The organism is Allobosea sp. P4_H5, assembly GCF_056400825.1.
In genome coordinates this window covers 66,654-80,376 of record NZ_JBFUKM010000015.1, presented here as the reverse complement: position 1 = coordinate 80,376, position 13,723 = coordinate 66,654, and the positions used below count along the sequence as shown (strand labels likewise).

The window sequence follows — 13,723 nt, the reverse complement described above, 5'->3', positions numbered from 1 at the left end:
CTCAGCCGCCCGGCAGGGTCAGCACGCCGGCCGCACCATCCTCGGTGCCGAAGGCGAGGCGCTTGCCGAGCTTGTCCCAGGCAAAGGCGGTGATGCCGCTGTCGCGTTGCGCTGGCCGTACCAGTAGCTCCGAGGCGTCGGTCAGGCGGATCATCAGAATGCAGCCATCGTCGTAGCCGACCGCCAGCACCAGCGCCTTGGGATGGAAAGCGACGCGGGTGACCTTGGCGTGGCGCGCGCCGCATTCGCGCGGCGCCTTGCCGGTCGGCCCCTCGCCCTGGAAGGGCCAGACGATGGCCGCGTCCGCGCCGCTGGAAGCGAGCCAGAGCCCGTCATGCGACCAGGACAGCGAGCGCGGCTTGGCCGGATAGCCGGTCATGCGCATATGGCTCGGCTTCTCGCCGAGGCGCCAGCCATGCAGCGCGTTCTCCTGCATGGAGGTGACCACGAAGCGCCCGTCGGGCGACCAGGTCACATCGAGATGCGAGCCCTTCCATTCCAGGAAATCGGGCTTGGCCTCGGTGTTCGGATACCAGAGCAGCACGCCGTTCATCTGGGCGATGGCGAGGCGATAGCCCTTCGGCGCCAGGCTAAGGCCCTGTGGCGTCGAGGCGACCTCGATCGACCTGACCCTGCCTTTGTCGTCGCGGGCGTGGACATCGCGGCCGCTGTTCCAGGCGATGCTGCCGGAGGGCGACACGGTGACGGCATCGATCCAGCGGCGCTTTTGATCGCGAGCCAGCTCTTCCGACACGCCATCGGCCGAAGTCGCGACGACGCGGCCGTCATCGCCGCCGCTGATCAGGCGCGTGCCGTCCGAGGCTACGCAGAGCAGGCCGCCGCCATGCGCCTCGATGCTCTCGGTCTCGCCGTCGCGCCAGCGCAGCACCCGCCCGTCGGCGAGGGCGAGAGCCAGCGTCTGCTTCAGCCAGACAGCGCCGACGACATGCTCGCCGGCCTCGACGGGAACGACATGCTCGCGCAGCGAGACCGGTTTGGCGATCGAATCCATGGCTGCCGGTCTAGAGCATGTTGGGCAAAAGTGGGACCCACTTTTACGATCGAGGCATGCTCGACTTTCTGATTCTGCCTACGTTCCGTCCGGTTGGTTCAAGGCGGAGGGAGCGCGCGCCCGCAAGCGATGCTGGCGGGCGCAACGTCGTCAGCCCCGGGTCGCTTCTACGCCGGGACGGCGACAGCAGCCTTCGACAGTTCCAGCTGAGCGGGAAGGGCTGCGGGTTGCGTGTCCGGCAGGTTGTCGATCTGCCGCTGCAACTGGGCGATCACATGTCGGGAGAACGGGCCCAGATGCAGATAGAGCGCCATCATCATGAGCGCATAGGGCAGTGCCTGGCGATTATGGATGAGACAGTCGAGCACCGTCTTCCAGAACTCGCGCCGAACGCCCCCCTTCGCGACCGTCATCTGCCAGAACAGGCGCCAGGACGATTTCAGCTCCTGCCATTCCATCGACCGGGGCAGTTCCAGCCGGCGATGGGTGCAGTCGAGCATCCGCCCGACCCGTCGAACGCGGCCGAAGAAAGCGCCGGGCGCATACACGGCCTCCAGGACGGCCTTGTAGTCTGACAGAATGGCGCGGCGCGGACGGCTGGTCACGAAATTGAGACCGGCGGTGCATTGGTCGCCAAGCCCTTGCGTACGATCGGCATCATCGGGAAGGACGAGGCGGCCCTCGCGGTCGAGGCGCCGCGTCAGCTGCGTATTCGGCAGAGCATAGAGCAGGCCGACCATGCAGACCGGGATCGCGGTATCCTCGATGCAGTCGATCATGCCGCGTGCGACGCTGCCTTTTTCGCTGTCGAAGCCGAGGATGAAACCAGCGTTCACGAAGAGCCCCGCCCGATAGATCTTGTGAACGCTCTCCTCCAGGCTGCGGCGGGTGTTCTGCTTCTTTTGCGTCAAGACCAGCGTATCGGCGTCCGGACTCTCGATTCCGACAAAAATCGTGAAGAAATTGGCTTCGCTCATCGCCTCCATCAAGGCGGGATCGTCGGCAAGATTGATCGAGGCCTCGGTCGAGAACTCGAACGGGGAGTTTTTCTCCCTCATCCAGTCCGTGAGAGCCGGTAGAAACTGCCTGAGTGCCTTCTTGTTGCCGATCAGGTTGTCGTCGACGAAATCGACATGGCCGCGATAGCCGAGCGCGTACAGGGTATCGAGCTCGGCCATGACCTGCGCGTTGGTCTTGGTGCGCGGTACACGCCCGTAAAGCTCGATGATGTCGCAGAACTCGCAATTGAACGGGCAGCCGCGCGAGAACTGCACGCCGACATGCAGATAGTTCTTGAAGGTCAGAAGATCGAAGCGCGGCGTCGGGCTCCTGGTAACGTCGGTCTTGCCCATTTCGGCGCGGAAAACACCGCTTCTGGCGCCGCCCGTCCAGGCAGCGACGAAATCGGCCATGATCTCCTCTGCCTCCCCGAGCACCTGAAAATCCGCGGCGGCATAGATATCCGGCGTGGAGGTCGCGTCAGGACCTCCGACCACGACGGGTTTGCCGCGCGATCGGCACATCTCGATGACCGCCAGCGCCCCATCCTGCTGCGGCAGCATGCCTCCGGTCATGACGAGGTCGGCCCAGTCGAGATCCTGTGCGCCGAGTTCCTCGGTGTTCAGGTCGACAAGGCGGACCTCCCATGTCGTGGGCAGCAATGCGGCGACCGTGATCAATCCCAGCGGAGCGGCGGGATGGCGGGCTCCGGCGAGTGCGCATGTCGCCTTGTAGTTCCAGAAAGAGTTGGCGTTGAAGGCGGGGTAGATCATCAAGACCCGATTGCGGGCGATTTGCATGCCGGCTCCTATCTGTGCGGCACGAGACGGTGCGCGCGACCGGTGACATCCGGAACGTGGGTGCTCCAACGCATCGAAGACCTCGAAGTGCGGAAGCCGATGAGGCGGCGCTTCGGACCGTCCAGCGACACGCTTGGCAAAGGCCATGCCAGAACGGCAGGGCGTCACGGCGCGCGGGCTGGGCGGGTTCGACGCCGCTTCGCAGCCGAGATACAACGCGAACATTGCACGAAAATGCGGAGGGGCCTCCAGAAACTGGAGCCGTGCTCGATTCCTGTCGTGCAGGTTTGCCCCCACTGGGGCGCAGCGGCTCCAGGCCGGTTCGCGAGACTGCGATGTCGGGTCCGGTGTCGCATGCTGGAAGCAACCGCTTTCCGGCCCAGGCTCGACTGCTGGCCAGTTGCAGGCGGATCGAGCGGCAGCGCTCTTCGCCCGCCGCTCTACAGGCGTTTCAAACGGTCAACGCCGCTTGCAATCGCTGCGAAACGTCTTGCGGGCCTTGCCATGGAGGCCTTGCTTGTCGGCCTCGGTCGAGCAGGCTTTCGACTTCGCCGCCTTGGTTTCCGCGGCCATCGTGGTCGGCTGCGCGGCCGGGGACGCCGGGCGAGCTGTCAGACAGCGCGATTCCGCGCCTGCCGACTAGAATGGACCCTGAATGCCCGGGGGGCAGGAAGCCAGCCCTGCGGCCGGGGTTCCCGCAACTCTCCATTGCAGCGACCGAAGCCTGACTTAAGCCCTCGGCCTGAACGGGACTGTCGAGGCGTTCAAGCCGCGCAGGCCATGAACCCCTTGCGCAGCGCCGCCTCGTCGAGATCGCGGCCGATGAAGACGAGACGCGATTCCCGCTTCTCGCCGGACTTCCAGTCGCGCTGCAGGTCACCGTCGAGGATCATGTGCACGCCCTGGAAGACGAAGCGGCGCGGCTCGTCCTTGAAGGCCAGGATGCCCTTGGAGCGCAGGATGTTCGGCCCCTGCACCTGGCTGATGTCATTGATCCACGGCATGAACTTTTCCGGGTCGACATCGCCGGGGATCGTGAAGGACATCGAGCGGACATCTTCGGAATGGTGATGATGATGGCCGGATTCGAGGAAGTCCGGCTCGATGTCGAGGATGCGGTCGAGATCGAAGGCATTGCGGTCGAGCAGCTCGGCGATCGGCAGGTCGCAGCGCGTCGTTTTGTGCAGCTTGGCATAGGGGTTGATCGCGCGGATCGCCGCCTCGACCTCGGCAAGCCCTTCGGCGCTGACCAGATCGGTCTTGTTCAGGATGATCACGTCGGCGAAGGCAATCTGGTTCTTCGCCTCCGGCGCATCCTTGAGCCGGTCCTGCAGCCATTTCGCATCGGTGACGGTCACGACCGCGTCGAGCTTGGTGGCGTCGCCGACATCCTGGTCGACGAAGAAGGTCTGGGCGACCGGGGCGGGATCGGCAAGGCCGGTGGTCTCGACGATGATCGCGTCGAACTTGCCCTTGCGCTTCATCAACCCGTCGAGGATGCGGATCAGGTCGCCGCGCACCGTGCAGCAGATGCAGCCATTGTTCATCTCGAACACTTCCTCGTCGGCGCCGACGACGAGGTCGCCATCGATGCCGGTCTCGCCGAACTCGTTGACGATCACGGCGAATTTCTTGCCGTGGTCCTCGGTGAGGATGCGGTTGAGGAGCGTGGTCTTGCCGGCGCCCAGATAGCCGGTGAGCACCGTGACGGGAATCTTCTCGGACATGGGAAACGACCTGGTTGGTGGCGCTGCGATGATCGCGATCCGGTCAGGCCGGGCCGCCGACGAGCGCCTTCTCGATCTGGCTTATATTGTGTTTCATCATCGCGATGTAAGTCCCGGCCGGACCGCCGGCGGCCGAAAGCGCATCCGAATAGAGGCGCCCGCCGATCTTCGCGCCGCTCTCCTTGGCGATCTGCTCGGCCAGGCGCGGATTGGTGATGTTCTCGAGGAAGACCGCCGGCACCTTCTCGGCCTTGATCTGGCGGATGATGCGAGCGACGTCCTTGGCCGAGGCCTCGGCCTCGGTCGAGACGCCCTGCGGCGCGATGAACGCGATGCCATAGGCTTTGACGAAGTAGCCGAAGGCGTCGTGCGAGGTGATCGCCTTGCGCCGGTCGGCCGGGATGCGCGCAACCGCGGCCTTGATTTCAGCTTCGAGCGCATCGAGCTTGGTCTGATAGGCGGCTGCATTGGCCTCGTAGCCCGCCTTGCCTGCCGGGTCGGCTGCAACCAGCGCATCGCGGACATTGCCGACATAGAGCTTTGCGTTGGCGACGCTCTGCCAGGCATGCGGATCCTCGCCGCCATGACCGTGGCCGTGATCGTCGGCCATCTTCAGCGGCGTGATGCCGGTAGTCGCCGTCGCGACGGTCGCCTTGGTGCCCGACGACTTCACCAGCCGGGTCAGCCAACCCTCGAACTTCAGCCCGTTGACGACGACGAGCTTCGCCCCTGCCACCGTCTTCGCGTCGGCCGGCGTCGGCGAATAGACATGCGCGTCGCCGTCGGGCCCGACCAGCGTGGTCACTGCGACCCGGTCGCCACCGATCTCGCGCACGAAATCGCCGAGGATCGAGAAGCTCGCGACGACGGGCAGCTTCTCCTGGGCAAAGGCCGGCAATGGCAGGGCAACGCCGGCGGCAAGGCCGAGGAGGACGGAGCGACGGTTCAGCATGATGACTCTCGCGCTAATGAAACACTATAACATAACTAGCGTTGGAGATGGGCCCTCGGCAAGAGCCGTCGCGCAAGGCCGCCCTGCGATCCCAGCAGGAGCGAGCCGAGATAGAGCGCGCCGGCCGAGAGGATGATCGCCGGCCCGGCCGGGAGATTGCTGCCGGCAGCATAGGAGGCGACGAGCCCGATGTATCCGGACGCCATGCCGAAGCCGGAGGCGAGCAGGATCAGCCGGGTGATGTCGGCGGTCCAGAAGCGGGCAGCGGCGGCTGGCAGCATCATCAGCCCGACCGCGAGCAGCGTACCGAGAGCATGAAAGCCGGCGACGAGGTTGATCACGACGAGCCCAAGGAAGGTCAGGTGGACGACGCCGCCCGAACGGCTGACCGAGCGCAGGAAGCCGGGATCGACACATTCGAGCACCAGCGGGCGATAAGCCAGCGCCAGCACGCCGAGCGTCAGGCTGGCGACGCCGGAGAGCAGCACCAGCACATCGTCGTCGAGCGCCAGCACATTGCCGAACAGCACATGGAAGAGATCGACCGCAGAACCGCGCAGCGAGACGAGGGTGACGCCGAGCGCCAGCGAGATCAGGTAGAAGGCGGCGAGCGAGGCATCTTCCTTGAGCACGGTCAGGCGCGCCACGGCGCCAGCGGCGAGGGCCACGGTGAAGCCCGCGACGAGCCCGCCAAGCGTCATCGCCGGCAGCGAGAAGCCGGCGACGAGATAGCCGAGCGCAGCGCCGGGCAGGATCGCATGCGCCATGGCGTCGCCGGTCAGGCTCATCCGCCGCAGCATCAGGAAGACACCGACGGGAGCGCCCGAGACCGACAGCGCAATCACGCCGACCAGCGCCCGGCGCATGAAATCGAATTCGGCGAAAGGGCCGATCAGGAGGTCGTGGAGCATCGCGTTCAATTCAAATACGCCATCGTCCCGGGCGGAGCGAAGCGAAGACCCGGGCCCCATTCCGGAACCGGTCAGGAATGGATCCTGGGTCTCCCTTCGGTCGCCCGGGATGACCCGGCACAGGATGTTTCAATCAAAAAGAAGGGTGGAAAGCCTCAAGCTGCGCAGGGCGTGGCATGGCTGTCGAAGGCCTCGACCATGCGCCGCGCCTTGAGCAGGTTGTTCGCCGTCAGCACCTCGCCGGTTTCGCCCCAGGCGATCGCCTCGCGCGCCAGCAGCAGCGTCTGCGGGAAGGCGCGCCTCACCGTCTCGATGTCATGCAGCACGGCAACGACGGTCCGGCTCTCGCCATGCCAGCGCTGGACCAGCGCCAGCAGATCGGCGCTGGTGCGCGCATCGATCGCGGTGAAGGGTTCGTCGAGCAGGATGATGTCGGCGTCCTGCAGCAGCAGCCGGGCGAACAGCGCCCGCTGCATCTGGCCGCCCGAGAGCGTGCCGATGCTGCGGCTCTCGAAGCCGGTGAGGCCGACCGCTGCGATCGCCGCCTCGACCTTGCTGCGTTGACCGAGGCCGATCTTGCCGAAGATGCCGGCCGCGCCCCACAGACCCATGGCGACGAGATCGTAGACATGGATCGGGAAGGAGCGGTCGAGCTCGGCCGATTGGGGGAGATAGGCGAGCCGTTTGCCCTTGGCGAGCGTCACGGTGCCATCGAGCGGCGAGAGCGCACCGGCGATGGCCTTGAGCAAAGTCGACTTGCCGGCGCCATTCGGCCCGACGATAGCGGTCAGGCTGCCGGGTGCGATCTCGCCGCAGAGATGATGCACCGCCGGGTGGCGGTCATAGCCGAGCGTCAGGTCGCTGAAGCGGATGGCGGGCACAGGGATACTCTTGTTCACAGAATGACGGCGAGGGTCGCCGCCCAGAGCACCAGGATCACGCCGGATGCCAGACCGAGCCTTTGCCCGGCCGACAGCCGCAGCAGCGACCAGCCGGGAACCTCGGCGACAGGCTGGCGATGGTGGGCATGATCATGAGCCATACCGAATGATATAATATTACGCTCGCCGACGAGCAAGCACGATCACCCTTGCATCGAGCGCAACGCCACTGCGTTATCGGCATCGTCAACAATGTCCGAACAGGAGCAGGCCGGTGAGCGCCGAGCGGGTGACCTTCAAAGCGATACGGAACGGCGTCGCGACCGAGATCAAGGCCGATGCGATCGAGATCGGCCTGCCGGACGGGTTGAGCTTCCGGATCATGGCCTTCGCCGGCCGCAAGAGCTCCGCCACCCTGCACATGCCGGCCGACGATCCGCAGGCACCGAGCTTCGACGTGTTCTGCGTCGAGCCCGGCGCGGCCAACACTTTGTTCGTCTCGGTCGACCGGGCCCAGAAGCGCCAGATCGAGGGGTAGGCGTCTCGGCTCGGAACCCGTCTCGAAACTCGCTGCGGCGCGCCAGATGGCGGTGGTTTCGAGAACCGGAGCGCAGCGGACATTGGTCCGTGAGCACCGGACGCGCAGAAAACGCCGCCAGGTGGCCGCTGGAGTAGAGTTTCCAGGCGGGTTCAGCCCGGCCAGTACTGGTAGAGCCAGGTTTCGGTCAGCACCTTGTCGCCGCCGCGCAGGAAGCAGCGCATCTCGACCGGCTCCGCGCCGTCGACGGTGAGGTCGAACTGCGCCCGCCAGTGGCCGGGCACGTCGTTCGGTACCGCTTCGGCGAAGGTATAGGAAAAGCTGCCGCGCGAGGCCGAGAGCACGACCTCGGGCTTGACCCCGAACGGGATGTCCTCGAGCGCCGGCCCCTTGAACTCGATCATGAACTTGCGCACGCCCTTTGGCCGCACCGTGCCCGGCTGGCCGCCATTGCCGAGCCTTGTCGCGACGACGCGGCCGAGCGCCGGCGGGAATGGCTCGTCGGCGAGCCAGTGCAGGCGATAGCGGAAGTTATAGGCGTTGCCGGCTTTCGCCGGCGCTTCCGGCACCCACATCGCGACGATGTTGTCGTGAATCTCGTCGTCGGTGGGGATCTCGATCAGCTGGACCGCGCCCTTGCCCCATCCGCCCAGCGTCTCGATCCACAGGCTCGGCCGGCGCTCGTAGAAGACGCCATCCATGTAATGATCGATGAGGCGATCGCGCTGCATCAGGCCGAAGCCGCGCGGGTTTTCGTCGACGAAGCTGGATGCGACGGTGCGCTGGGGGTTGTTGAGCGGGCGCCAGGCGCGCTCGCCATTGCCGGTCCAGAGCGCGAGCCCGTCGGAATCGTGCACCTCCGGCCGCCAGTCGACCATGGTCGTCTTGGCGGTCTCGGAATACCAGTACATTGAGGTCAGCGGCGCGATGCCGAGCCGTGCGACATCCTTGCGCAGGTGCAGTTCCTGCTCGATCTCCATGTCGACGCCCTTGCCGCGATGCATGCGGAAACGGAAGGCCCCCGCCACGCTCGGCCCCGAGAGCAGGGCATAGACGACGACATGCTCGGCCGCCTCGCCGGGCGTCTCCAGCCAGACATGGGTGAAGTCGGGGAATTCCTCCGGCCGGTCGCCGACCGCCGGATCGACCGCTAGGCCGCGGGCCGAGAGCCCATACTGGTAGAGCTCGCCGATGGCGCGGAAATAGGAGGCGCCGAGGAAGGCGACCCAGTCGTTCTTCTGCCAGTCCAGCTTCTCGCTCTTGCGGCCGGGATGGCCGGAGCGGCTCTCCTGGAAGCGGAAGCCGGCGAAACCGGCGCCCGGCGGCAACTGCTTGGCCGGCGAATCGGCCGGCATCTCGAAATAGCTCTCGTCGTAGACGATCTCGCGCGCCTTGCCGTCGTCGAGGACATGCATGCGCACGGGCTTCTGGAAGTAGCGGCCGAGATGGAAGAAAGTCACCGGCCAGGGCGAAGGTCCATTGGCCCAGAGCGCCAGCTCCGGCTTGAACTTGATCTTGCCGTGGGCGTCGTAGTCGATCTTCTCGAGCACGTCAGGCTTGGGGTTCGGCGGCGGCTCATAGGGTTTTCCGGCGAGATCGCGAGCCCGCGCCTTCAAGCCTTCGAAGGAGAAGGCGTCGGCGGTGCCGAGCTTCAGCCCCTGCTGCGCCAGCGCCGGGCCGGAGAAACCGGCTGCGGCGAGGGCGGCCGTACCGGCGGCACCCGCGAGCAATGTGCGGCGGTCGATCAGGGGCGTGGTCGGCTGTCGCGGCTGCATCGGGCGGGGCGCTCCATCGAGGAAAGATCGGAAGATGGTGTTTCCGGCTAGCCTGTCCAGCCGGCGAGGGCAATCTCCGCAGCTTCCTGGCGCCAGCAGGGCGGAAATCGCACGCAATCGCGGCATGACGAGTTCCTAGCGCTTTGGAACAACTTTTCTTTCGCTCCGCGAACGGCCTACAACTGGGGAAAGTCCGGCCGTCCGAGCCTGACCATATATCGGGAGGAACCATGACGACGCTGCTCGCCGGCCGCCGCTTTGCCGGGCTCATGACTGCCGTGATCATCGCCGTGACGCCGGTCGCGGCCAAGGCGCAGGACTTCATCAACGTGCTGACCGGCGGCACCTCCGGCGTCTACTATCCGATGGGCGTCGCGCTCTCGAAGATCTATGGCGACAAGATCCCGAACACCCGCCCCTCGGTGCAGGCGACCAAGGCCTCGGTCGAGAATCTCGTGCTGCTGCAGCAGGGCCGCGGCGAGATCGCCTTCACCCTCGGCGATTCCCTGGACGCCGCCTGGAAGGGCGACGAGGAGGCCGGCTTCAAGAGCCCGCTGAAGAAGCTGCGCGGCATCACCGCGATCTACCCGAACTATGTCCAGATCGTCGCCTCGAAGGAGAGTGGCATCAAGACGCTGGCGGATCTCAAGGGCAAGCGCCTCTCGGTCGGCGCGCCCAAATCCGGCACCGAGCTCAATGCCCGCGCCATCCTCGGCGCTGCCGGCCTGTCCTACAAGGACCTCGGCAAGATCGAGTACCTGCCCTTCGCTGAATCGGTCGAGCTGATGAAGAACCGCCAGCTCGACGCCACCCTGCAATCGGCCGGCCTCGGCGTCGCCTCGATCCGCGATCTTGCCACCTCGGTCGAGATCGTCGTGGTCGAGGTGCCGAAGGCAGTGATCGACAAGGCCGGCCCGCCCTTCATCAGCACGCCGATCCCGGCCAACACCTATGGCGGCCAGACGACCGACGTGAACACGGCCGCCGTGGTGAACTACCTCGTCACCCATGACGGGGTGAAGGAGGAGCTGGTCTACCAGATGACCAAGAACATCTTCGAGAATCTCGGCGACCTCGCCGCCTCGCACTCGGCCGGCAAGTCGATCAAGCTCGAGAACGCGCTCGACGGCATGCCCGTGCCGCTGCACCCGGGCGCGGCGCGCTATCTCAAGGAAAAGGGCCTCAAGGTCGGCTCCTGATAGATCGCGTAACTGAGGGGACAAGCGACGCCGGCTCCGCATGAGCCGGCGTCCTCGCATTGCGGGGAACGGGACCATGGCGCAGCAGACCACAGTGGCGGGAGCCGATACCGACCGGCTGCACGAGCTCTCCGGCGCGAGCGGTGCACCGGTCGAGAACGAGGCGCTCGACAATTTCGAGCACGGCTTCCCGCCCGGTTTCGGCCCTGGCAGATGGGGCCTGCTCGCCTATGCCGTCGCCCTCGCCTTCGCCTCCTTCCAGATCCTGATCTCGGCCTGGCATTTCCTGCCGAGCCAGGCGGTGCGCGGCGTCCATGTCGGCTTCCTGTTGCTGCTCTCCTTCGGCCTCGTCGCCAACTTCAAGGCCAAGACGGAGGCCGGCCGCTGGCTCGGCTGGGCGATCGGCCTGCTCGGCTTCCTGGTCGGCCTCTACCAGCTGATCTTCTATGCCGACCTCATCGTGCGCGACGGCGACCCGACCACGCTCGATCTCGTCGTCGGCTCCCTGCTCGCTATTCTGGTCTTCGAAGCCGCCAGGCGCCTGATGGGCAACGCCCTGCCGATCATGTGCGGCGTCTGCCTGCTCTACTGGTTCTTCGGCCAGTATCTGCCCTCGCCGTTCAACCATCGCGGCTACGGCTTCGACCAGATCATCGGCCATCTCTCCTTCGGCACCGAAGGCCTTTACGGCGTGCCGACCTATGTCTCGGCGACCTATATCTTCCTGTTCATCGTCTTCGGCGCCTTCCTCGAAAAGGCCGGGATGATCCATCTCTTCAACGACGTCTCGCTTGGCCTGTTCGGCGGGGCGCGCGGCGGGCCGGCCAAGGTGGCGGTGTTCTCGTCGGGCCTGATGGGGATGATCTCGGGCTCCGGCGTGGCGAATGTCGTCACCGTCGGCCAGTTCACCATTCCGCTGATGATCAAGTTCGGCTACCGCCGCGCCTTCGCCGCCGGCGTCGAAGCCACCGCCTCGATGGGCGGCCAGATCATGCCGCCGGTGATGGGCGCTGCCGCCTTCATCATGGCCGAGACGCTCGGCGTCGATTATTCCGAGATCGTCAAGGCAGCCGCGATCCCGGCCGTGCTCTACTTCGCTTCGGCCTTCTGGATGGTGCATCTGGAAGCCGGCAAGCACGGTCTCAAGGGCATCGAGCGCGCTTTGCTGCCGAGCCCGATCCGGGCGCTGCGCGAGCGCTGGTACCTGGCGCTGCCGCTCGCCGTGCTGGTCGTCATGCTGTTCCACGGCTTCACGCCGCTCTTTGCCGGCACGATCGGGCTAGCTCTCACCGTCGGTCTCCTGCTCGGCGCCGGCATCGCGCTCGGCTTCAAGACGATGACGCTGCGCGTGATCTTCTGGGTCGGCCTCGGGCTGATCGCCGGGGCGCTGCTGCGCGAGGGCATGGATGTCCGCGTCGTCGGCGGCCTGATCCTGGCGCTCGTCCTGCTGAACACCCTCACCGTCGGCGGCCGGGCGACGCTCGCCATCTGCCGCAACGCGCTCGCCGACGCCGCCAAGACGGCGCTGCCGGTCGGCATCGCCTGCGCCATCGTCGGCACCATCATCGGCCTGATGACGCAGACCGGTATCGGCACCACCTTCGGCGCCTGGATCATCGGTCTCGGCAAGACCAGCCTGTTCCTGGCACTGGTCCTGACCATGGTGCTGTCGATCCTGCTCGGCACCGGCATCCCGACGATCCCGACCTACATCATCGTCGCGGCGCTCGCCGCTCCGGCACTGGAAAAGCTCGGCGTGCCGCTGATCGTCAGCCACATGTTCGCCTTCTACTATGGCATCATGGCCGACCTCTCGCCGCCGGTGGCGCTGGCGGCGCTGGCAGCGGCACCGATCGCCAGGGAAAACCCCGACAAGATCGGCTGGGAAGCGATGCGCGTCGCGCTCGCCGGCTACGTCATCCCCTTCATCGCCGTCTATTCGCCGGCACTGATGCTGCAGCCGGGCGATCCGATGAGCGCGACGATCGGCTTCTGGCCGTCCGTGGTCTATGCGGTGATCAAGGCGAGCGTCGCCATCGGCCTGTTCGGCATGGTCGCGATCGGCTTCCTGTTCGGGCGCCTCACCGTGCTCGAACGCGTGCTCTCATTCGCCGCCGCGGTCTTCCTGTTCGGCGAATTCCCCTATAGCGACCCGCTCGGCTATGCCCTCGCCGCCGCGATCGTCGCCCGCCACTGGTGGGTCAATCGCGAGACGACCGCGATCAGGGCAGCATGATCTGCCTTGTCGCCGGCGCATTGCTGATCCCGCTCGGAGCGAGCGAGATCACGCTGTCCTGGCGGCATTCAGTGCAGAAATCGCTGTGGGAGGAGCTTTGGCGGGAGACGCCCGACGGGCTCGTCCTCACTGAAGCCCGTATCCAGGGCTCCGGCGCCGGCATGGATCCGCCTGATGGAGCCAGGCTCGTCGACGGCTTCTGGCGTTGGAAGCCGAACCTGCCTCCACTGCCGGACGTCGTGATGCGCCGCTCCGGCGCCACCGCCGACTGGCGGATCTGCGTGCAAGAGCGCTGCCACGCGCTCGACGAGTTGCTGCCGGCGGAAGCCGATCCGGTGGTGATGAAGCCGTGCGGCTGAACTCAGCTGCGGTGGGTCAGGCGCTCGACCTTCACGACCCGGCGCATGAAATTCACCAGGCCATAGGCGGCAAGCACCGAGAACAGGCCCATCAGGACATAGGCGACGACGTGGCCGAGCTCGAACAGGCCGGCGAGCGCCCAGCCTGACGCCAGCGCGACGCCGAAGATCTCGACCGCGATCAGGATGGCAAGCGAGACCACCATGATCACGTTGCGCCAGTTGGTGCGGCCAGCCGCCATGCTTTTACCCTCGGAACCCATGCATGGACCGCCTAGCCTAGCCGGCGGCGGCATGCAACAAAATCGCGCCTACCGGCATATGGTCCCGCCTG

At 66.1% G+C, this 13,723-nt stretch carries 14 protein-coding genes; 4 read left to right on the top strand and 10 right to left on the bottom strand.

The window, feature by feature from the left end; genetic code table 11:
• Position 1 precedes the first annotated feature (1 nt).
• The 8 genes from AC1DS0_RS26125 to AC1DS0_RS26090 form a co-directional block, all read right to left on the bottom strand.
• Complete coding sequence (locus AC1DS0_RS26125) at positions 2–1,012, bottom strand: WD40 repeat domain-containing protein (RefSeq protein WP_476817140.1); 1,011 nt, start codon at positions 1,010–1,012, stop codon at positions 2–4.
• A 167-nt stretch (positions 1,013–1,179) separates the two neighbouring features.
• Positions 1,180–2,811, bottom strand: a complete 1,632-nt coding sequence (locus AC1DS0_RS26120) for a B12-binding domain-containing radical SAM protein (RefSeq protein ID WP_476817232.1) — start codon at positions 2,809–2,811, stop codon at positions 1,180–1,182.
• A gap of 459 nt (positions 2,812–3,270) precedes the next feature.
• Complete coding sequence (locus AC1DS0_RS26115) at positions 3,271–3,384, bottom strand: PsiF family protein (RefSeq protein ID WP_476817139.1); 114 nt, start codon at positions 3,382–3,384, stop codon at positions 3,271–3,273.
• A 191-nt stretch (positions 3,385–3,575) separates the two neighbouring features.
• Positions 3,576–4,538 carry a CobW family GTP-binding protein gene (locus AC1DS0_RS26110; protein WP_476817138.1) on the bottom strand — a complete coding sequence of 321 codons (963 nt, stop codon included), beginning with the start codon at positions 4,536–4,538 and terminating at the stop codon, positions 3,576–3,578.
• A gap of 43 nt (positions 4,539–4,581) precedes the next feature.
• A complete protein-coding gene (locus tag AC1DS0_RS26105; protein WP_476817137.1) occupies positions 4,582–5,490 on the bottom strand; it encodes a metal ABC transporter substrate-binding protein in 909 nt (302 codons plus the stop codon).
• A gap of 35 nt (positions 5,491–5,525) precedes the next feature.
• A complete protein-coding gene (locus tag AC1DS0_RS26100) occupies positions 5,526–6,401 on the bottom strand; it encodes a metal ABC transporter permease (protein WP_476817136.1) in 876 nt (291 codons plus the stop codon).
• Between the two features lie 155 nt (positions 6,402–6,556).
• Entirely contained in the window at positions 6,557–7,282 is a 726-nt protein-coding gene (gene aztA, locus AC1DS0_RS26095; protein WP_476817135.1) for a zinc ABC transporter ATP-binding protein AztA, read from the bottom strand.
• A 14-nt stretch (positions 7,283–7,296) separates the two neighbouring features.
• Entirely contained in the window at positions 7,297–7,443 is a 147-nt protein-coding gene (locus AC1DS0_RS26090; protein WP_476817134.1) for a hypothetical protein, read from the bottom strand.
• Positions 7,444–7,556: 113 nt separating this feature from the next.
• Here AC1DS0_RS26090 and AC1DS0_RS26085 point away from each other — a divergent pair, with 113 nt between their 5' ends.
• Positions 7,557–7,820, top strand: a complete 264-nt coding sequence (locus tag AC1DS0_RS26085; protein WP_476817133.1) for a macro domain-containing protein — start codon at positions 7,557–7,559, stop codon at positions 7,818–7,820.
• Positions 7,821–7,972: 152 nt separating this feature from the next.
• Here AC1DS0_RS26085 and AC1DS0_RS26080 read toward each other — a convergent pair whose 3' ends face one another.
• Positions 7,973–9,595: an OpgD/OpgG family glucan biosynthesis protein gene (locus AC1DS0_RS26080; RefSeq protein WP_476817132.1), complete on the bottom strand. Its 1,623-nt coding sequence runs from the start codon at positions 9,593–9,595 to the stop codon at positions 7,973–7,975.
• 269 nt (positions 9,596–9,864) lie between these two features.
• Between AC1DS0_RS26080 and AC1DS0_RS26075 the strand changes: the two genes are divergently transcribed.
• The 3 genes from AC1DS0_RS26075 to AC1DS0_RS26065 all read left to right on the top strand — a co-directional run bounded on the left by AC1DS0_RS26075 (position 9,865) and on the right by AC1DS0_RS26065 (position 13,389).
• On the top strand, positions 9,865–10,794 hold the full coding sequence (locus AC1DS0_RS26075; protein ID WP_476817231.1) for a TAXI family TRAP transporter solute-binding subunit: 930 nt from the start codon (positions 9,865–9,867) through the stop codon (positions 10,792–10,794).
• 76 nt (positions 10,795–10,870) lie between these two features.
• Positions 10,871–13,030 (top strand): TRAP transporter permease, encoded by a 2,160-nt coding sequence (locus tag AC1DS0_RS26070; RefSeq protein ID WP_476817131.1) that lies wholly within the window; start codon positions 10,871–10,873, stop codon positions 13,028–13,030.
• Complete coding sequence (locus AC1DS0_RS26065) at positions 13,027–13,389, top strand: DUF1850 domain-containing protein (protein ID WP_476817130.1); 363 nt, start codon at positions 13,027–13,029, stop codon at positions 13,387–13,389. Before AC1DS0_RS26070 ends, AC1DS0_RS26065 begins: the two co-directional genes overlap by 4 nt.
• A gap of 2 nt (positions 13,390–13,391) precedes the next feature.
• Here the strand turns inward: AC1DS0_RS26065 and AC1DS0_RS26060 are convergent, their stop codons facing one another.
• Positions 13,392–13,631, bottom strand: a complete 240-nt coding sequence (locus AC1DS0_RS26060; RefSeq protein ID WP_476817129.1) for a hypothetical protein — start codon at positions 13,629–13,631, stop codon at positions 13,392–13,394.
• Positions 13,632–13,723 lie beyond the last annotated feature (92 nt).